At 45.4% G+C, this 21,051-nt stretch carries 17 protein-coding genes and 1 tRNA gene; 9 read left to right on the top strand and 9 right to left on the bottom strand.

Features of this window, described 5'->3' with window-relative positions:
- On the top strand, positions 1-396 hold a 396-nt coding region (locus QZX97_RS16005; protein ID WP_295664788.1), incomplete at its 5' end, for an NAD-binding protein.
- Between the two features lie 99 nt (positions 397-495).
- Here QZX97_RS16005 and ispE read toward each other — a convergent pair.
- Positions 496-1,299 carry a 4-(cytidine 5'-diphospho)-2-C-methyl-D-erythritol kinase gene (gene ispE / locus QZX97_RS16000; RefSeq protein ID WP_295654408.1) on the bottom strand — a complete coding sequence of 268 codons (804 nt, stop codon included), beginning with the start codon at positions 1,297-1,299 and terminating at the stop codon, positions 496-498.
- Positions 1,300-1,465: 166 nt separating this feature from the next.
- Between ispE and QZX97_RS15995 the strand changes: the two genes are divergently transcribed.
- The 5 genes from QZX97_RS15995 (at position 1,466) to QZX97_RS15975 (ending at position 7,725) form a co-directional block, all read left to right on the top strand.
- On the top strand, positions 1,466-2,287 hold the full coding sequence (locus QZX97_RS15995) for a thymidylate synthase (RefSeq protein ID WP_295654410.1): 822 nt from the start codon (positions 1,466-1,468) through the stop codon (positions 2,285-2,287).
- Positions 2,288-2,347: 60 nt separating this feature from the next.
- Entirely contained in the window at positions 2,348-2,794 is a 447-nt protein-coding gene (locus tag QZX97_RS15990) for a TonB family protein (protein WP_295654411.1), read from the top strand.
- 363 nt (positions 2,795-3,157) lie between these two features.
- The gene (locus QZX97_RS15985) at positions 3,158-3,646 is read left to right on the top strand and encodes a dihydrofolate reductase (RefSeq protein WP_295654412.1); all 489 of its coding nucleotides are present in this window, start codon (positions 3,158-3,160) and stop codon (positions 3,644-3,646) included.
- Between the two features lie 114 nt (positions 3,647-3,760).
- Positions 3,761-6,748: a protein translocase subunit SecDF gene (gene secDF, locus QZX97_RS15980; protein ID WP_295654413.1), complete on the top strand. Its 2,988-nt coding sequence runs from the start codon at positions 3,761-3,763 to the stop codon at positions 6,746-6,748.
- A 119-nt stretch (positions 6,749-6,867) separates the two neighbouring features.
- Positions 6,868-7,725 carry a hydroxymethylglutaryl-CoA lyase gene (locus QZX97_RS15975; RefSeq protein ID WP_295654415.1) on the top strand — a complete coding sequence of 286 codons (858 nt, stop codon included), beginning with the start codon at positions 6,868-6,870 and terminating at the stop codon, positions 7,723-7,725.
- On the opposite strand, the gene QZX97_RS15970 is transcribed toward QZX97_RS15975, so the two are convergent.
- Positions 7,726-8,148 carry a GNAT family N-acetyltransferase gene (locus tag QZX97_RS15970; RefSeq protein ID WP_295654417.1) on the bottom strand — a complete coding sequence of 141 codons (423 nt, stop codon included), beginning with the start codon at positions 8,146-8,148 and terminating at the stop codon, positions 7,726-7,728.
- Positions 8,149-8,219: 71 nt separating this feature from the next.
- Positions 8,220-9,299, bottom strand: a complete 1,080-nt coding sequence (fbaA, locus tag QZX97_RS15965) for a class II fructose-bisphosphate aldolase (protein ID WP_295654419.1) — start codon at positions 9,297-9,299, stop codon at positions 8,220-8,222.
- A 220-nt stretch (positions 9,300-9,519) separates the two neighbouring features.
- On the opposite strand from fbaA, the gene accD reads away from it, so the two are divergent.
- On the top strand, positions 9,520-10,365 hold the full coding sequence (gene accD / locus QZX97_RS15960) for an acetyl-CoA carboxylase, carboxyltransferase subunit beta (protein WP_295654487.1): 846 nt from the start codon (positions 9,520-9,522) through the stop codon (positions 10,363-10,365).
- Positions 10,366-10,428: 63 nt separating this feature from the next.
- Here accD and QZX97_RS15955 read toward each other — a convergent pair whose 3' ends face one another.
- Positions 10,429-12,528, bottom strand: coding sequence for a cation-translocating P-type ATPase (locus QZX97_RS15955; protein WP_295654420.1), 2,100 nt, complete (start codon positions 12,526-12,528; stop codon positions 10,429-10,431).
- A gap of 136 nt (positions 12,529-12,664) precedes the next feature.
- Between QZX97_RS15955 and QZX97_RS15950 the strand changes: the two genes are divergently transcribed.
- Positions 12,665-12,738 (top strand) — tRNA-His (locus QZX97_RS15950).
- Between the two features lie 150 nt (positions 12,739-12,888).
- The gene (locus QZX97_RS15945) at positions 12,889-13,752 is read left to right on the top strand and encodes an OmpA family protein (protein WP_295654421.1); all 864 of its coding nucleotides are present in this window, start codon (positions 12,889-12,891) and stop codon (positions 13,750-13,752) included.
- Positions 13,753-13,804: 52 nt separating this feature from the next.
- On the opposite strand, the gene QZX97_RS15940 is transcribed toward QZX97_RS15945, so the two are convergent.
- Genes QZX97_RS15940 through kdpA form a run of 5 tightly spaced genes read right to left on the bottom strand, consistent with a single transcriptional unit; the run spans position 13,805 to position 21,048 of the window.
- Positions 13,805-15,520: an ATP-binding protein gene (locus QZX97_RS15940; protein ID WP_295654423.1), complete on the bottom strand. Its 1,716-nt coding sequence runs from the start codon at positions 15,518-15,520 to the stop codon at positions 13,805-13,807.
- 1 nt (position 15,521) lies between these two features.
- A complete protein-coding gene (locus tag QZX97_RS15935) occupies positions 15,522-16,649 on the bottom strand; it encodes a sensor protein KdpD (protein WP_295654424.1) in 1,128 nt (375 codons plus the stop codon).
- A gap of 27 nt (positions 16,650-16,676) precedes the next feature.
- Entirely contained in the window at positions 16,677-17,240 is a 564-nt protein-coding gene (locus QZX97_RS15930) for a K(+)-transporting ATPase subunit C (RefSeq protein ID WP_295654426.1), read from the bottom strand.
- 47 nt (positions 17,241-17,287) lie between these two features.
- The gene (gene kdpB, locus QZX97_RS15925; RefSeq protein WP_295654427.1) at positions 17,288-19,318 is read right to left on the bottom strand and encodes a potassium-transporting ATPase subunit KdpB; all 2,031 of its coding nucleotides are present in this window, start codon (positions 19,316-19,318) and stop codon (positions 17,288-17,290) included.
- A 14-nt stretch (positions 19,319-19,332) separates the two neighbouring features.
- On the bottom strand, positions 19,333-21,048 hold the full coding sequence (gene kdpA / locus QZX97_RS15920; RefSeq protein ID WP_295654428.1) for a potassium-transporting ATPase subunit KdpA: 1,716 nt from the start codon (positions 21,046-21,048) through the stop codon (positions 19,333-19,335).
- Positions 21,049-21,051: the final 3 nt, after the last annotated feature.

The raw sequence follows: 21,051 nt of genomic DNA, 5'->3' as shown, positions 1-21,051 counted from the left end.
GCCGTTGGCGCGGCCAATGTGTTGAAGGTGGCGGGCAACTTTATGATCATCGCCTCGCTGGAGCTGATGGCCGAAGCCTTTACCCTTGCTGAGAAAAGCGGGCTTGACCGCAAACAGGTGGCAGAGTTTTTCGGCTCGACAATTTTTAACGCGCCCATTTACCAGAACTATGGCAAGCTGATTGCAAACAAAACATACGAGCCTGTAGGCTTCAAGACGAAACTGGGTTTAAAAGATGCCCGCCTTGCCCTTAAACTATCGCAATTGACGTTAACCCCTATGCCGCTTGCTACACTCGCCCATAACCGCTTATTAACGGCCGTAGCCAAAGGCGGCGGCGAAAGGGATTGGGTAGAGGCTTTCGGGAAAGGGGTGAGTGATGATGCGGGGGTTTGAGCTGAAAGCGAACCAAAGCAGAAAGCGAAAAGCAGCAAGCTGAAAGCGAAGAAAAAAAATCTGAAATCAAAAAAGCTTTGTGCTTTTGGCTTTCAGCTTTTAGCTCAAATCGAAAACCTGATTGATTTCGGCCAAAAACCCAAGATCCGGTTTTTGATCAAATATCCCGAACACGGAAGCCCCGCTCCCGCTCATGCAGGCGTACAGGGCACCGGCCTGGTACAGGGCTGCCTTCACCCCTCTTATTTCGGGATGCGCTTTGAAGATGTGTTCTTCGAAATCGTTTTTGATATGGTTGCGCCATTCGGCGATGGGGAGTTTGATCAGATCTTTTAAGGAAGTTTTGGCGGGTGCGGGTTTTACACCCCGGTAGGCTTCGGCCGTGGACACATGGGTGGGCGGCATTACGAGTGCGAGGTGGTAGGCCGACAGGTCGAGTTGAACGGGTTCAAACACGTCGCCTTTACCAAAAGCGAAGGTGGGTTTGTTTTGGATGAAGAAGGCACAGTCGGCACCGAGCTGGCGGGCGTAGGCCTCCATGACATCAACGGATAAGTTCAAATCAAAAACCCGATTGAGCAGTTTGATGAAAAAACCTGCATCGGCCGAGCCGCCGCCAAGCCCCGCCCCTATGGGGATATGTTTGTGCAGGTGGATTTTGATCGGCGGCATGTCGTGATCCTGTTTTATCAAATGATAGGCCTTTACGCAAAGGTTATCCTCTACCCTGCCGGGGATATCGATGCCCGAAGAGGTAAAAGCCAGTTCATCGCCGGGAATCACTTCGAGTACGTCGTTGAGTTTGATGGGGTAAAAAACCGTTTCGAGGTTATGATAGCCGTCGCTGCGGCGACTGGTTATATTTAAACCGATATTGATCTTTGCGTTTGGAAAATTGATCATGCAGAATGATTAACACGGACGCTATTTTTGCACATCCGTAGGAAACCAAAAATAGATTAATTTCCTTTGTGTTTTAAGAGTCATTGTGTCATTTGTCATTAAGTCATTGTTTTTTTTAGCGATAGGCCAATGAATAATGACCCAATGACTTAATGACCGACAAAAAATGAAACAATACCAAGACCTTATGCGCCATGTGCTGGAGAACGGCGCACAAAAGCACGACCGTACGGGGACCGGCACCATCAGCGTGTTTGGCTACCAGATGCGCTTTAACCTGCAGGACGGTTTCCCGTTGGTTACCACGAAGAAACTACACCTCAAATCCATCATACATGAACTCATCTGGTTTTTGAGCGGCGACACCAATATAGGCTACCTGAAAGAGAACGGCGTGCACATTTGGGACGAGTGGGCAGATGCGGATGGTAATTTGGGCCCGGTGTACGGCTACCAATGGCGCAGCTGGCCAAAACCCGATGGCGGGCATATTGACCAGATAAGCCAGGTGGTAAAAACCTTGAAAACAAACCCCGACTCGCGCCGCATTATGGTTTCGGCATGGAACGTGGCCGATGTTGACCAGATGGCTTTGCCGCCCTGCCATAGTTTATTTCAATTTTATGTGCAGCCCCCTGACCCACTGAAGGGGGAAACGAAAGGGAAACTTTCATGTCAATTGTATCAGCGCAGCGCTGATATATTTCTGGGGGTGCCGTTCAATATCGCATCGTACGCGCTGCTTACCATGATGATGGCACAGGTATGCGACCTGGACTATGGCGACTTTGTACACACCTTTGGCGACGCGCATTTGTACAATAACCATATTGAGCAAACGCATTTGCAATTGAGCCGCGAGCCACGCCCGCTGCCCACCATGAAGATAAACCCGGACGTGAAAGACATTTTTGGGTTTACCATTGATGATTTTACTTTGGAGGATTACGACCCCTGGCCGCATATTAAGGGGGCAGTGGCGGTATAGACCCCTAACTCACTAAAGGGGGAACTGAAAAGTAAATATTACGCAATTAGTCAAAAAGTTATGAAGCGCATTATTTCGGTTTTTGTTTTGATGTTTTCGCTTTTGGTCGGAAAAGTGTATAGTCAAGCAGCCGACAGCGTTCTCGCACCTACTTTGAAAAAGTTTTTGGAACAAAATATTAAGTATCCCGATGTCGCAAAGAAAAGCGGCGTGCAAGGAAAGGTTTCGATATCATTCAAGATTAATCAAGACGGAACGATAACAGATATTGCCAGATTAAAAACGTTACCAGATAGCTGCGATGATGAAGTAGTAAGGACCCTGAAAAACTTCAAAGGTTACTTAGGATTAAAACCAGACATTTATACATTTTCAGTGGTTTTTGAGTTTGATGAATGGGAAGGTGCTAATTCATATGCTTGGAGGGACAGAAAAAAACTAAAAAACTTTCTATTTGGTATAGTAGTTGGAAATGTACCTACAACAAGAAGCATGACTGTATACTAAATTCGAACACTCGAATGGTCGAAATTTCGTATCTTTGTGACAAGTAGTTGTGGATATATAACCCATGTAAATAGTTAATTATACCCATATTTACCCATATCCTGCAAACGCACGGTCCTCTGCGAGAGACCCTGCGGCGACGGTGAAGGTTTGAGAATTTATTTTAAGACACACATATTTACCCATGTGGCGCAGTCGACTCACCCCGACTACGCTGCGCTGGTCGACCCTCTCTTCTGCTGCGCAGGAAAGAGGGTTGGGGAAAAAGATTTGCGATATATCCATAATTACCCATGTCCGTCGGCGACCTGTCGCGTAGCGATTGCTTCGTACCTCGCAATGACGCGTAGATAAAAAAGCTGAATGAAACTAACCATCACCATAGTCGTCGCGATAAGCAGTAATTACGCCATAGGCAAGAATAATCAGCTTTTGTGGCACCTGCCGAAGGACCTGAAGCATTTTAAGGATACCACCGCCGGCGGTACCGTTATTATGGGTCGCAAAACCTTTGATTCGGTGGGCAGGCCTTTGCCTAAGCGAAGGAATATTGTGATCACCAGGCAGGATATAGAGATAGCGGGTTGCGAGGTGGTGAAGTCGTTGGAGGAGGCTATCGCGATATGCAAAACCGAGGCTGAGGTGTTTATTGTTGGCGGGGCCGAAATTTACCGACAGGCCATGCACCTTACCGACCGTATTTACCTAACGATTGTGCACCACAGCTTCGACGCCGATACGTTTTTCCCGGAAATTGATTATAAGCTTTGGCACGAGACAGCGCGAGAAGACCATCAAACAGATGAAAATCACCAATTTAGCTTTTCATTTATCACGTTAGAGCGCACATAAACACATCAATTTTTATTTTGTGTGAATTAAAAATTCGTTTTCCGAAATTTTATTAGATTTGCCGTCTTGTTTAAAAAAGCTTATAGACTAATTAATTATACATTTTAACTTACAATGCAAGGTAAAGGAGTTATTAAATTTTTCGCCATTCTGTTGGCCATAGTGTGTTTGTACCAACTCTCGTTTACGTGGGTTGCCCGGAAAGTGGAAGGCGATGCCGCAGAATACGCGAAACGTTTCAAACCTGCGGACAGGCAATTAAAAGAGAAAGCATACCTCGATTCGATGGATACACAACCTGTGTACCCACTTTTGAAGTTCAACTACCAATATGTTAAAACCAAGCAATTGGCTTTAGGTTTGGACTTAAAGGGCGGCATGGATGTTACCATGCAGGTATCGTTAGCCGAATTGGTAAAGAGTTTATCGGACAACAACCCCGATCCGGCATTTAACCAGGCAATTGCCAATGCCAATGTGATAGCCAAAACCAGCACGACTGATTATATTACACTGTTTGTACAGGAATATGAAAAAGTTGCGCCGAATGGTAAACTTGCTGCTATCTTCAGCACCAAAGAAAACCAGGACCATATCAAGTTTAACGCCAGCAACAGCGACGTAAAAACTTATTTGCAAGATCAGGCTACTGTAGCTGTTGGGCAAGCCAAAACGGTACTGAATACCCGTATCGACCAATTTGGGGTAATTCAGCCTAACATACAGCTGCAACAAGGTAACCGTATATTGATTGAGTTACCCGGCGTTACCGATCAGGAGCGCGTGCGCAACCTGTTACAAGGTTCGGCCAATCTGGAGTTTTACGAAACTTATGACAATTCCGAAATTGCACCGGCATTGGACAATCTGGACAAACTGTTGGCAGCGAAATTGAAAGCTTCGGCAAAGGATACCGCTAAAACTGCGGCTAAACCTGTTGCCGCCAAAATAACTGCCGACAAAAAAGACACGTCAAAAACCTCTTTGTTAAGCAAATTGACTAAGGCTACGGATACTTCGGCACTGGGCAAAACCAATGCTTTGAATATACAAGCACCGCTAAGGTCGATATTAAAGCTTTTGATTGGTCGCGACCCGAACACCGGACAAATGGGTGGCGAACCCGGACCTGTGGTAGGTTACGCGTTGCAAAAAGATACTGCAAAGGTAAACGCCTATTTACATAGCCCCGAAGCGTTGGCTTCGTTGCCACGTACCTGCAAATTATTGTGGGACGTTAAGCCTGAGGGCGACAAAAAAGTTTTCAAACTATATGCCATGAAGCTGACCGGCCCTGATAACACCCCTGCCCTTTCGGGAGATGTGATTCAGGACGCTCGTCCGAGTGTTGATCAAGCAACAGGTGGAAACGAGGTGGTGATGGTAATGAACTCGACCGGTGCCGAAAAATGGGGCAAAATAACTACCGAGGTTTCATCAAGGCAAACCAAAGGCTATGTAGCTATTGTTTTGGACGATAATGTTTACTCTGCACCTGGCGTTAAAGACCCTATCATCGGTGGTATATCATCCATCAGCGGAAGCAGCTTCAGTGTTGACGACGTAAAGGATTTGGCCAACATATTAAAATCGGGCCGTTTAAAAGCGCCTGCACGCATTGTTGAAGAAGAGGTAGTTGGTGCATCGTTAGGCCAGCAAGCTATACACGACGGCTTAATGAGCTGTGTTATCGGCTTCATTGTAGTGCTATTGTTTATGATAGCCTATTACAACCGTGCCGGTACCGTGGCCAACATCGCTGTATTGGTGAATGTGTTCTTTTTGATGGGTGTGCTCACCAGCTTAAACGCGGTATTAACTTTGCCAGGTATTGCCGGTATCGTACTGACGCTCGGGATGGCGGTGGATGCCAACGTATTGATTTATGAGCGTATCCGCGAGGAGTTGAACCACGGTAAATCGATGCGCATCGCATTGGCTGACGGTTTCAAAAACGCCTTATCTTCTATTCTTGATTCGAACATCAGTACCTTCTTAACAGGTGCAATATTATATGTGTTTGGCTCCGGCCCTATCCGCGGTTTCGCTACTACGTTGATGATCGGTATCGTAACTTCATTGTTCTGCTCTATCCTGATATCAAGGTTGATATTTGAGTGGATGCTGTCGAAAGACAAAGATAAGGTGATCAAGTTTTCGAACCCATGGAGCTCGCACACCTTTAAAAACGCCAATTACCAGTTTGTTAAAAACCGTTTTAAATTCTATATCTTCTCAGGTGTGTTTATTTTGGCGGGTTTGATATCCATGTTTACCCAAGGCTTTAACTACGGTGTAGACTTTAAGGGTGGCCGTACTTTTTTGGTAAGGTATGACAAACAAATCTCGGCTGAAAAAGTACGTCAGGCTGTAGACCAAACCCTAAACAAGGAAACCGAAGTAAAAACTTATGGTGCTGACAACAATCAGGTGCGCATTACTACAACGTACCATATAGATGATAATTCGACAACTGCCGATAATGACGTACAGGCCAAATTAAAACAAGGTCTTTCGGTAATCGGTCCTGATTATCAAATCATGAGTTCGCAAAAGGTTGGTCCCACCATTGCCAGCGACTTGAAATCGAAAGCCTTTTACGCGGTAATCTTCGCAATCATTATCATCTCGGCCTATATCCTTATCCGTTTCCGCAAATGGCAGTTCAGTTTGGGTGCTATGGTGGCTACCGCACATGATGCTTTGATGGTATTGTCGTTCTTCTCGATATTTAAGGACTTGTTGCCTTTCTCGCTGGATATTGACCAAGCATTTATAGCGGCGATATTAACGGTTATTGGTTACTCTATTAACGATACGGTGGTGGTGTTCGATAGGATACGTGAGTTCCTTGAACTGCACCATGCTAAAACCGACAATCCAAAAGAGGTGATCAACCAGGCTATCAATGCCACACTAAGCCGTACCATTATTACCGCATTGACGGTATTGTTCGTGTTGATCGTATTGTTCATCTTCGGTGGCGATGTGATCAGGGGCTTCTCGTTCGCGTTATTGATTGGGGTGTGCTTCGGCACTTACTCATCAATTTGCGTGGCCACACCGGTTATCATCGACTTTGGTAAAAAAGATTTGAGGTAAGCTTGAGGCTTAAATCCATACGAGGCCGTCAGGATTTTAACCTGACGGCCTTTTTTTACGATATGGACTTGACAATTAGCTGCATTAAACCCTACATTTATTAAAGTTAACCTACGAGAATGCCCCCAAGTATCAAACTGACCGAGTGCCCGCGCGACGCCATGCAGGGCCTGCATGATTTTGTGCCGACCTATATCAAGGCCGAATATATCAACCTACTGCTGCAGGTAGGTTTTGATACCATCGATTTTGGGAGCTTTGTATCAGCCAAGGCGATGCCGCAAATGCAGGACTCGGCAAAGGTCTTGTCGGAGTTAGATATGAGCCAGTCGCGCTCCAAGCTACTTGCCATTGTGGCCAATTTACGCGGTGCGCAAGATGCGGTGCTGTTTGAAGAAATCACCTATTTGGGGTTCCCGTTTTCGATATCCGAAACCTTTCAGCAGCGCAATACAAACTCCGGCATCATCGCCTCATTCGATACGGTGAAGCAGATTCATGAACTTTGTATAAAGCACAACAAGCAACTGCGCATATACCTGTCGATGGCATTTGGCAACCCTTACGGGGACGAATGGAATGCCGACATCGTAGAACATTGGGCCGAAAAGATGGCAGGCGAAGGTATCGGAACAATGATGCTGTCGGACACCACCGGGGTTTCCACGCCCGAGAATATCGGTTATTTGTACAGGCATCTATCCACACGCTTCCCCGAAACGGAATTTGGCGTACACCTGCACTCCACGCCCCAAACCAGTATCCAAAAAATCAAGGCGTCTTACGTAAGCGGCTGTACTAATTTCGACAGTGCTCTGAAGGGATATGGCGGCTGCCCCATGGCTGCGGATAAGTTGACAGGCAACATCGCGACGGAAACGTTGATAGGTTATTTGGAAAGCCAAGGCGTTGAGCTTGGTTTGAATATGGACAAATGGAACGAGGCTATGGCTTTTTCGGGGAAGATATTTGGGTAATTACCTTTTACGTTCCATTGTAAAATGCTGTATTCCCGCTTCTTCAAACTGCTCGCCTACTTTTACAAAGCCGAAACGCTGGTATAGTGTTATTGCCTGTATTTGGGCATGCATATACACATAGCTTGCATCGGCAGGCAAGTCGTTCAAAACAGTTTGCACCAAGGCCTGCCCTACCCCCTGGTTACGAAATGTCTTCAATACCGCAAAGCGTTCCAGTTTATAACCTTTGGCAGTTTTGCGCCAACGCGATGCACCGGCAGGCACACCATCTACTTTGGCCAAAAAGTGGGTCGACTCGTCTTCGTACTCCCATTCCAGCTCCGGGGGACAATTTTGTTCGCCAACAAAAACTTCGCGGCGTATGGCGAAAACGGTTTCAAGTTCGGCCGGGTCGGTAACTTTTTTTACTTCGATTGGCATTGCATTCGTTTTATCAGGTAAACAAAAAAACGCCGCGACAAGCGCGGCGTTTTTAATAGCTATGTTTTAGCTTACAGTTTGCTGTAAACGTCTAAGCAATTCAAATCATCAAACGCTGTGGTTAAGCGCTTAACAAAACTATCTTCGCCCTTACGCAACCATACACGCGGATCGTAATATTTTTTGTTTGGCGAATCAGCTCCATCAGGGCTACCGATTTGGCTTTGCAGATAACCTTCTTTCGATTTGTAGTAATCTTTGATTCCTTCCCAAAATGCCCATTGCATATCGGTGTCGATGTTCATTTTGATAGCACCGTAAGAAATGGCTTCGCGTATCTCTTCCTGGCTTGAGCCTGAACCACCGTGGAATACAAAATTGATGGGTTTTTCGGCAGCAAGGTTGTATTTCTTTTTCACATACTCCTGCGAGTTATGCAAAATTATAGGCTGCAATTTAACATTGCCCGGTTTGTAAACACCGTGTACGTTGCCAAAAGCCGCTGCTACAGTAAAACGCGGACTAACTTTTAACAAATGCTCGTATGAATAAGCTACATCTTCCGGCTGGGTATATAAACGTGAGCTATCCACATCGCTGTTATCAACACCGTCTTCTTCGCCACCGGTTACGCCGAGTTCGATTTCGAGTGTCATACCCATTTTGGCCATGCGGGCCAAATATTTGGCCGATATTTCGATATTTTCTTCGATAGGCTCTTCCGACAGGTCGAGCATATGTGATGAGAACAAAGGCTTACCGGTTTCTGCGAAGAACTTCTCACCGTAATCCAACAACCCATCTATCCATGGTAATAATTTTTTGGCGGCATGGTCGGTATGCAATACTACACCAACACCATAATGCTCGGCCAGCAGATGCACGTGGCGAGCTGCTGAAACACCGCCCAAAATACAGGCCTGCAGTTTTGAATTATCCAAGGACTTGCCTGCATAAAACTGCGCTCCGCCATGAGAAAGTTGAATGATAACCGGCGAATTGACCGCTTTGGCGGTTTCCATAACGGCGTTGATGGAATTGGTACCTATAACGTTAACGGCGGGCAAAGCGAATTGATGCTTTTTTGCAGCTTCGAAAAGCTCCTGCACCTGGTCGCCATGTAAAACGCCTTTATAATTTTTGATGTCCATGTTTTTGAGTGTTTTTGGTTTTCGCTCCGAAGTTAATCGGAAATTAATTAAATGGGAAATAGTTGGCGGAAAAATTGTTGTCACTTTTTAGGTTATAAAGTTATTAAAAAGAATGTTCCGCTTAATTGAGATGGCTTATGAATAAGCATTTCGAACAACTACTTTTCTATTACGTATTAACTACTATATTTGCAGGGATTTGAAAGAGAAAGACACTGTAATGGCTTGGTTTAAGAGGGAATCCAAAGGGATCATTACCACCACCGAAGAAAAAAAAGAAGCGCCTGACGGTATTTGGAACAAATGTCCGTCGTGCAAAAAACCGCTTCATAATTCGGAAATGGTGGAAAACCAATACGTTTGCCACTATTGCGGCTATCATTTACGTATTGGGTCAAAAGAATACTTTTCTGTTTTGTTCGACGATGACAAGTTTAAAGAGTTGTTCCCGGACCTTACGTCGGGCGACCCTCTGGGTTTTGTCGACACCAAAAAATACACCGACCGCATTGCCGAAAGCATGAAAAAAACGGGCCTTAAAGATGCCATACGCGCAGCCCATGGTAAAATTGAGGGTCAGGAGTTGGTGATAGCCTGTATGGATTTTAATTTTATAGGCGGTTCGATGGGTTCGGTTGTAGGCGAAAAGATAGCACGATCGATAGATTATTGTATCGCTAAAAAAATACCATTCCTAATGATTTCGAAATCGGGCGGAGCACGTATGATGGAGGCCGCTTTCTCGCTGATGCAAATGGCCAAAACTTCGGCTAAACTGGCATTGTTATCGCAAGCAAAAATACCTTATATATCGTTGTTGACAGACCCTACTACCGGCGGTGTTACTGCATCCTTCGCGATGCTTGGCGATGTGAACATTGCGGAACCGGGCGCATTGATTGGCTTTGCCGGCCCAAGGGTAATCAAAGAAACCATCAAGAAGGATTTGCCACAAGGGTTCCAAACCGCCGAGTTTGTACAGGAGCATGGCTTTTTGGATTTTATTGTGGACCGCAGGCAAATGAAAGCCAAATTAGCTTCGTTTTTGAAGATGATGGCGAATTAAGAAAGTCATTGGGTCATTAATCATTAAGTCATTTTTACTTCGCGTAGGAATGACTTTTTTGTTTTAGAATATCTTTTTCTTCTTTAACCGGAGGGAGTTGCCTATCACAACCACATCCGAAAATGCCATGGCGAAAGCGCCAACCATGGGATTCAGCAACCCGACAGCCGCTATGGGGATAGCGATGACATTATAGGCAAATGCCCAAAACAGGTTTTGTTTAATGGTGATGAGCGTATGTTTGCTCACCTGCAAAAACTTGACTACGGAGTGCAGGTCGGTATTTAATAGCACTACCCTTGCTGATTGTATGGCTACCTGGCTGGCGTCGTTCATGGATACACCAACATCAGCCTGCGTTAATGCAGGGGCATCATTTATGCCATCGCCAATCATAATGGTAGTGCCTTTTTGTTTGTACAGGTCGATAACCGAAAGCTTTTGCTCGGGCAATTGTTCGTAATGCACTTTTTCGATACCGAGCGCTTCGGCAACCTGCAAGCATTTGCTTTTCCTGTCGCCACTAAGCAGTACCGGGATAATGCCCATCTTTTTGAGTTGCGCTATAAGGCCTTTAGCTTCGGGCTTTATCTCATCTTCAACAGATATCTGCGCCAGCAGTTTTTGGTTTTGATACAGGAACAAATTAAAATCGGAACCTTTTGCCGCCTCATCTTTTTTTAAACCGGAGCCCAAAAAGTAATGATTGCCCTCCACATCTTCGGCACGCATGCCCAGGCCTTTTTCTTCGGACACCGATTTGAGTATGACCTTTTGCAGTGGCAATGTTTTCAATTCGTTTACCAGCGATTGCGCGATGGGGTGGCTTGAACGTTCCTCGATAGAAAGGATGATGCCCCGTACTTTTTCCATTTCGGCGGCTTCGGCCTTTATTTCCTGTATTTTAAATTTGCCGGTGGTAAGCGTACCGGTTTTATCGAATACAACGTATTTAGCGTTCGCTACGGCCTCTATCGTATCGCCACCTTTAATGAGTATGCCATTTTTTGCGGCGCGCCCCAAGCCCACCATAACGGCCGTAGGCGTGGCGAGGCCCATAGCACACGGGCATGATATAACCAATACCGCGATGGCATGCATCAAAGCGTTTTGAAAGCTGATGCCAAAAGCCCAGTAGCTTAACGCGAAGGTGAGCAGGGCTATACCAATAACCACCGGCACAAATATAGCCGCTACCCTATCGCCTAATTTTTGTACAGGCGGTTTTGCACCCTGGGCTTTTTTCATCAGCTCGATGATTTGCGAAAGGACGGTATTAGAGCCTACTTTGGTGGCCAGCATGTGGATGTTGCCATGTTGTACGATGGTACCTCCTATTACTTTATCGTATTTTGCTTTTTCGACAGGGGTGCTTTCGCCTGTCAGCATCGATTCGTCGACCGAAGCATCCCCGGATAGCACTTCGCCGTCGACAGGTATTTTGTCGCCCTCGTTTACAAGCAGCGTATCGCCGGGGCGTATTTCCTGTGCATTAATGACCTCGACCGTTCCGTTCACTAACCTGCGTGCATCTACTTGCTGTATTTTAACCAAGTCTTTAACAGCTGAGGTAGTTTGATTTACCGAACGCTTTTCGAATACATTCCCCAATAAAACCAGGGTAATGATGGTGGCCCCGGTTTCGTAAAAAAGATAATTTTCGCCTAAATGCTGGATAGTACCAATCAAACTATAAATAAATGCCGATGATGAACCCACAAAAATGAGTACATCCATATTGGGCACGCCGCTTTTTAAGGAGTTGAAAGCACTCTTGCCAAAATGCCAGCATCCCAACAAAAACACGGGCAGGCAAAGGGCTAATTGCAGATAAGCGTTGTGTAAAATATGCCATGGAAAAACCATGTGTAGTAAAAGCGGGATGGTAAATATCAACGAAAAGATGAATTTGTTCTCAATTTTTTGGTAAAAAGGTTCGTGGTTATTGGCCATGTCTTCTACCACATGGTATCCCAAGCCTTCGATGCCTTTTATTACTTCGGGTAAAACCGATTCGTCGGAGGTGGTGAATTTTACTTCTTCGCCGGCAAAATCGACGTGAATATCGTGCAGGCCTTTCTTCTCCAAAAGCCTGTGTACCGATATGGCACAGTTGTTACAGTGCATCCCGGTTACGTTCAATTCAATTAGATGATCTGCCATGATCCAAAGTTACCCAATAAGCAGGTGCGCCCTCAATAAATTAGTAAACACAATGTAATATAAAAAAGGTTTTGACATTAAACTGAGTATCCTTACATTTGCAAACTCATCCAAAGGAGTCCTTTGGACAAAAACGGTAGATGTAGCTCAGTCGGTTAGAGCATCGGTTTGTGGTACCGAGGGTCGTGGGTTCGAGCCCCATCATTTACCCAGCTTTTTCGCCTCCTGAATTTTTCAGGGGGCGTTTTCTTTTAAATCATCGCCTTGATTTTTTTTAAAAAATTTAAACTTTAAAGACCTTGGTTTGTTGGTTTGACAGGTTATAAATGAATTATGACCCATTACTAAACCATACGAACTATGAAAAAGTATATGAAGCTGCTGCCGTTACTCCTCATTGCGGCCTTAGCCACCAGCTGCGTGAGCAAAAAGGATTATGCCGCGCTGCAAACCAACTACGACCAGTTACAGACCAAACACACCGAGTTGATGACCAGCTACCAGGTTACGCAGCAGGAGCTTGCGGGCTCGAGGGAGCGGGTTAAAAGTTTGGAAGACCAAATCGCATCGGAAAAATCGAACCGTGATGCTTTGCAGGACGCTTTGAACAAATGTTTGGCGGGGAACAGCCAGGGCAATGTAAACATATCGAAACTGGCCGACCAGATCAGTGCTTCGGACAAATACATCCAGCACCTTGTAAACGTAAAAAACAAAAGCGACTCGCTAAATATGGTACTGACTACAAACCTTACCCGCTCGTTAAGCGCGGATGAAATGAGGGATGTAGATGTTAAAGTGTTGAAAGGCGTTGTTTATATCTCGCTAAGCGATAATATGTTGTACAAATCGGGCAGTTATGAAATATCGGACAAAGCCTGTACAACATTGAGCAAAATAGCCAAGATCATTACCGATTACTCGACTTACGATGTGCTGATAGAAGGCAATACCGACAATGTGCCTATTTCGCAGCCCAACATCAGGAACAACTGGGATTTAAGCGCTTTGAGGGCATCGTCGGTAGCACAGGCTTTACAAAACAATTTTGCCGTAGACCCCAAACGTTTAACTGCAGGCGGCAGGGGCGAATATAACCCCGTTGCAGATAATAGCACAGACGCGGGCAAAGCTCAAAACAGGCGTACGCAGATCATCATCACACCTAAGCTGGACCAGTTTATGGATTTGATAGGCAAAGCCCCCGAAAACCCAAAAGGGTAAACTAGCAAAAAAAATTATGCGTCCCGAAGAAGTTCGGGACGCTTTTTTATGACTAATTCAAGCTTATCGGCAGCAGGAAGAAAAACCTGCTCCCCTCGCCCATTTCGCTATCCACACTGATTTTGCCTGATTGCGCCTCGATAAAATCTTTGGCAATGGCCAAGCCCAAGCCGGTGCCGGTTTGCTCGGTACTTGCACCGGGCACTTTAAAATACCGGTCGAATATGCGCGACAGGTATTGTTGCTCAATGCCTTTGCCGTGGTCTTTTACCGAGAACTCGATGGTATCGGCCTTGCTCTTTTTTACCAACAATTCAACCTCTGCATTTTCGCGGCTGTATTTAATGGCATTTGATAACAGGTTGATCAATACCCAGGTTGTTTTATCCAAATCGGCACGAACGTTGGGCAGGCTTTCGTCACATTTAACTTTGATGTTTACATGGCGTTGGTCGGCAATAAACTTAACGGCTTTAACAGCATAATCCACAATGTTTTTGGGGTGGGTGCTGCCAAAATTGAGCTGTATTTTACCGGTTTCTACCTGTGCCATATCCAACAACTCGCCTGTAATTTGCAGCAAACGACGGGTATCGTCGTTAATGTTTTCCAATAACGATTTCTGCTCGGTGTTTACTTTCCCTATTCTTTCGTCTTCCAACAGTTTCAAACTCATTTTGATGGACGAGATAGGTGTTTTCAATTCGTGCGAAATGGTAGCGATAAAATTGGTCTTAGCCTCATCCAATTGCTGAAACTCTGTTATATTTTTTAGAATGATCACCTTACCGATGAATTTGTCTTCGTTGGTTACGTCGAGCACTTCTTTGGTAAAGTAGCTTTCCTGGTTATCGGCGTATATTTTCATCTTTTTGTTGTCGTTCACTAACATATTGCGCAACAGGTCGTTTTCCTCGGACACTTTAGTGGCGTTTTGACCAATCAGTTTATCCTGGGCCAGGCCCATCAGGTTACAGGCAACTTCGTTCACAAAAATGATGGTCTGTTTGTCGTCCAAACCAATCAACGCATCGTGCATGGAGTTGATAATGGTTTCGATTCGTTTCTTTTCAAACAATACATCGGCCAGGCTGCTACGTTCAAAATCGCTCAATTTACCGGCCATTTGGTTAAATGCTTCGGCCAATTCGCCAAATTCATCATCCGAATCGAAAACGAGGCGGTTGGTATAGTTTTTATTGGCAATCTGGATAATGCTTTCCGTTAATTCCTTTATCGGAGTGGCAATGTATCCGGGGAAGTTGACCATAAAGCTAAATCCTATCAAAAAACAAAAAGAACCGATAAGCGCGATGATGATGAGGGCACGATTGGCCGTATCATTGGCTACTTTGTCTTTAACCTGTATGGCGTTCATGTTGAGCTGCATGATGCCATACACGGCGTCTTTCATTTTCAAGCTTAGCTGAGCACTGATTTCAGGATTGGCTTCCTGTTTGTACTCATCAAACAATTGGTGCAATGAATGAGCGAGCGGCCCTTCGCCGGGTTCGGTAATGTCATGTTCTTCGGCTACGATATTGGCTTCGATAGTTTTTAACCGCAACTCATCAGCGAAGTTTTTAGCGGGAACATCCATGGCGCGGCCTATATTTTTCATATAGACGATGGATTCGTAATTATCCTTTAATATGGCCTTCGAATCCCTCGACAATTGGTTGAGGTAGTACGCAGCAAAGCCCGAACACAGTAATGCCAGTATGAACAAAAAGCCTATGCCGGCACGGAGTTTATTTTTAATGCTCATGTTATGATAGTATGACAAGGTCGATATGTGTTTGCGACATCTTTTTTAACAATTGTGTAAATACAGCGGTTTTTAAAACCAACTGGTAAAATTTAAACTGCGGCTTGCCCATGCAAATGGTAGTAATATTGTTTGCTTCGGCGGTTTCCCAAATGGTTTTGGCAACGTTGTTACTTTTCACTTTCAGCAGTTCGCCGCCCAACTGCGTGGCCAATTTAAAGTTATTGATCAAATGCCTTTGCGATGCCAGATTGATTTTATCGCTGCTTTCATTATCGGTTTGCACATACAACACGTACCATTTAGACCGATAATATGATGCCAGTCGCGCAGTTTTTCGGATAATCACCTTAGCCGATTCGTCGTTGGTGCTGATGCATGCCATAAACAACTCCGGCCTTAGTTTTACGCTTTTGGGTACTTCGATATCTATTTTACGCTCAACCTGATGGGCTACTTCCTTCAGTGCCAATTCGCGTAACTGCAATATCCGCTCGGCTTGAAAAAAGTTATCCAACGCCAGGGGTATCTTTTTTTCGTCGTATATTTTCCCGGCCTTTAGGCGGTCTATCAGCTCATCGGCAGTCAGGTCGATGTTTACCACCTCGTCGGCAAGCTGCAGTATGCTATCGGGTATACGTTCTTTTATTACAACCCCGGTAATTTTCTCCACTTCCTCATTTAAACTTTCGAGATGTTGGATATTTACGGCGCTTATTACATTGATACCGGCATTTAATATTTGTACTACGTCCTGCCAGCGTTTTTCGTTAGGGCTCCCTTCAATATTGGTGTGGGCCAACTCGTCGACAATGACCACTTCGGGGTGGCTGTTGATAATGGCTTTGAGATCCATCTCCTCCAGTTCTTTCCCTTTGTAAAACAGTTTCCGGCGCGGTATGATGGGTAACCCCTCTAATAAAGCTTCGGTCTCTTTGCGTTTATGTGTTTCAATATAGCCTATCTTTACATCGATTCCATTGCGCAGGAGCGCCTGAGCCTCCAGCAACATTCTGTAGCTTTTGCCCACACCGGCGCTCATGCCAATGTATATTTTGAACTTTCCGCGCCTTGACCGTTTGATCAGTTCGAGAAAATGTTCGACAGACCGCTCTTTATCACTTTCCATCCTATTAACAGGCCGTAAAAGACCCTTTTATTTAAGCTGATCTAAAGCTACGTTTAATTGTAATACATTCACTTTGGCAGGGCCAAATAAACCCCACAACGGTTGCTCAACATGTTGGTTTACCAAAGCCAAAACTTTGCCGGCAGGCAGGTTGCGTACTTTTGCCACCCGGGCTACCTGTATCCTGGCGCCATCGGGCGAAATATCAGGATCCAAACCGCTACCCGAATAGGTAACCAATTCGGAAGGTATTTGGGCAGTTGTAACGCCAGGATTGTGTTTTAAAAAGGTGTCGATCTTTGCTTTAACATCTTTTAAATAATCAGCATTTGACGGACCTTTGTTCGAACCCGCGCCCGCATCGGCCTTATAATCGGCAGCCGAAGGGCGGCCCCAAAAATACTTGTCTTTGGTAAACTTTTGGCCAATATTGGCATAGCCCACCACTTTGCCGTTAAGGGTAACAGTTACACCATCGCCGCCGCCAGGCGTTAATTTGCCTATAGCAGCTATTGCGAGGGGATACAGGCCTGATAGTATGACTAACAGGATAATGGTGATCTTAATTGAAGGCAATAAGTAAGTTTTCATTTCTATTCAGTTTTTAGTCCCGATAGCTATCGGGATTAGATTTTAAATTATATTAAAGTCCCAACCAGCAAGTCAATCAGTTTGATACCAATGAAAGGGATAATAACACCGCCCAAACCATAAATAAACAAGTTGCGGCGCAACAGCGCGCTGGCACCAATTGGTTTATACTCTACACCCCTTAATGCCAACGGTATCAGCAACGGGATAATGATGGCGTTAAATATTACCGCCGAGAGGATAGCCGATTGCGGGCTGTGCAGGTCCATAATGTTCAATGCTTTTAGGGCAGGTATGGATACCATGAACAATGCCGGAACGATAGCGAAGTACTTCGCCACATCGTTGGCTATGGAGAAGGTGGTCAATGTACCGCGGGTCATCAGCAATTGCTTGCCTATTTCCACAATCTCAATCAGCTTGGTTGGGTCGTTATCCAGATCCACCATGTTACCGGCTTCTTTGGCGGCTTGTGTACCACTGTTCATGGCCACGCCAACATCAGCTTGCGCTAAGGCAGGGGCATCGTTTGTACCGTCGCCCATCATGGCTACCAGTTTACCGCCTTGTTGTTCTTTTTTGATGTAGTTCATTTTATCTTCGGGCTTAGCCTCGGCAATAAAATCATCCACACCGGCTTTTTCTGCAATAAATTTAGCAGTCAGCGGGTTATCGCCGGTTACCATTACGGTTTTAACACCCATTTTGCGCAGGCGTTCAAAACGTTCGGATATACCGGGTTTAATGATGTCTTGCAGTTCTATCACACCCAAAATCTGTTCATTTTCAGAAACTACCAGCGGTGTACCGCCTTTTGACGAGATGATGCGCACCTGCTCTTCAGTTTCGGCAGGGAAAACATTGCCCGCTTTTGTTGCGATGTTACGGATAGAGTCGAACGCGCCTTTGCGGATACGCAAACCATTAGGGGTATCCAGGCCGCTTGAGCGTGTTTCGGCAGTAAACTTAATGAACACAGAATCGGCAGGAGCCTTAACCGAAGCCATACCTTTTGCCTGCTCGGCCAGTTCCACTATCGATTTACCTTCGGGTGTTTCATCGGCCAATGAGCTTAAAATACAAGCTTTGATAAAGGCAGCCTCTTCCACACCATCGGCAGGATAAAAATTGGTGGCCTTACGGTTACCAATTGTAATGGTACCGGTTTTATCCAGCAACAACGTATCCAAGTCGCCTGCGGTTTCAACCGCCTTACCCGATTTGGTAATCACGTTGGCACGCAGCGCGCGGTCCATACCCGCAATACCGATGGCCGATAAAAGGCCACCGATAGTTGTGGGGATCAAACAAACAAATAGCGATATGAACGCCGCTATAGTTATCGGAGTGTTGGCATATTCGGCAAAAGGTTGCAGGGTAACGCAAACGATGACGAATATGAGCGTAAAGCCGGCCAACAAAATAGTCAATGCAATTTCGTTTGGTGTTTTTTGGCGCGATGCACCTTCCACCAAAGCAATCATTTTATCCAGGAAGCTTTCGCCCGGCTGGGTAGTTACAATCACTTTTATCCTGTCGGACAATACTTTGGTACCACCTGTAACAGACGACTTATCGCCACCCGACTCGCGGATAACCGGAGCCGACTCGCCTGTGATGGCAGATTCGTCGATGGTAGCGATACCTTCGATAATTTCGCCATCGGTAGGGATGTTATCGCCTGTTTCGCAAATGAACACGTCACCTTTTTTGAGTTGCGACGACATCACTATTTGTTCCTTGCCACCTACCAGCAAACGGGCAGGTGTTTCTTCACGTGCCTTGCGCAAGCTTTCGGCCTGGGCCTTACCACGTGCCTCGGCTATACCTTCGGCAAAGTTGGCGAACAATACGGTTAAAAACAGAATGATGAAAACAGTTACATTGTAACCAAAGTTACCTTGCCCGGTGTGCGAGAAAGAATAGATGGTTACAAAGAGCATGACCACAGTAACAATTTCCACCGTAAACATTACGGGGTTACGTACCAGTATGCGTGGGTCGAGCTTAATAAAAGACTGCTTTAAAGCCTCTTTTACCTGATCGCCCTGAAATAATGTATTTTGAGTTGATTTCATTTTCTTAGTGCTGATTATTTAATTGAAACATGTTCGGCAATTGGGCCTAAAGCCAATGCAGGGAAGAACGATAAAGCTGCAACGATGATGATGACAGAAAATATCATGATACCAAATGTTGTGCTATCGCTTTTTAAAGTACCTGCAGATTCGGGAATGAATTTTTTGTTGGCCAATAAGCCTGCAATGGCCAAGGGGCCAATGATTGGGAAGAACCGACCAACAAAAATTACCATACCTGTACTTACGTTCCAGAAGATATTGTTGGCTGTTAAGCCTGCATAACCCGAACCATTATTGGCTGCCGATGATGTAAACTGATACAACATTTCGGTAAAGCCGTGGAAACCGGGGTTATTTAGCCATGCCGATGGTTTTGTTGCCCAATTGGCATTAGGGAAATGAACCAACATATAGGCTGCCAAAGCGGTGCCTACCAAAATGATGAAGGGGTGTAGCAAAGCAATGAGCGACGCGATCTTCATTTCGCGGGCCTCTATTTTACGACCCATAAACTCGGGCGTACGACCAACCATCAAGCCTGAAATAAAGACGGCAATGATGATGAAGATGTAGAAGTTGAGGAAACCTACCCCAACGCCACCGTAAAAACAGTTCACCATCATATCGAACATTTGGGCCATACCCGATACCGGCATCATGCTATCGTGCATAGCATTTACCGAACCGTTTGAGGTGACTGTTGTGTTGATACCCCAATAGGCGGATGCTGCAGGCCCAAACCGAACCTCCTTGCCTTCCATGGCACCGGTGGTTTGGCTAATGCCCAACTGATGCAGGTACGGGCTGCCATTTACCTCGGCCGTAACGGATGGAAAGACCATAATGAGGAAGCCTACCGTCATCACACCAAAAATAACCCAAGACAGTTTCTTTTTATTGAGGTAGTAGCCCAATGCGAATACCAATGAAATAGAGATAATCATGATACTCATATTTTCGGCCATGTTGGTTACATAGTTGGGGTTTTCGAGCGGGTGTGCTGAGTTTGCACCAAACCAACCACCACCATTGGTACCGGTTTGCTTAATAGCTATCATACCGGCGGCAGGGCCACGCGAAACATGGATAGTATCGCCTTGCAGGCCTATTACGGTATCTTTACCTTTATAGCTGGTTGGTGTACCGTTAAAAGCTAATATTACGGCCACAACAAAGCTTAAAGGCAAAAACAATCGGGTGATGGCTTTTACCAAATAATCCCAAAAGTTGCCGAGCTTGTCGGTAACCTTGTCTTTCATGGCTTTAAATACCACCATCATGGCAGCAACACCGGTAGCAGCACTCACAAAGTGCAAAAACATAAACACAAATAATTGTGTGTAGTATGTAGCGCCACTCTCGCCCGAGTAATCCTGCAGGTTAGTGTTGGTTACAAAGCTGAGCGCGGTGTTAAAGGCCAAATCGGGTGTTTGGTTAGGGTTGCCATCAGGGTTGAGCGGCAAATGCGCCTGAAACAATAGACAGAAGAAAGCATAAAACAACCAAAGCACATTAACCGAAAGCAACGCGAACAAGTGTTGTTTCCAATTCATTTCCTTTTTGGTGTCGATGCCGCTAAAGCGGAAGATGAGACGTTCTAAGGGCGCCATAAAGTCGAGCCAGGTTTTCTCGCCGTTAAATACTTTGGCAATGTATTTACCCAATGGAATAGCGAGGGCAACTGTTGCCAGGTACATAAAAATAATACCTGCGTATTCTGTGTTCATAGT

This window comes from uncultured Mucilaginibacter sp., from assembly GCF_903893715.1.
Taxonomy (GTDB): Bacteria; Bacteroidota; Bacteroidia; order Sphingobacteriales; family Sphingobacteriaceae; genus Mucilaginibacter.
Note: the sequence above shows the minus strand (reverse complement) of the source record. Positions and strands in the feature narration are given on the sequence as shown.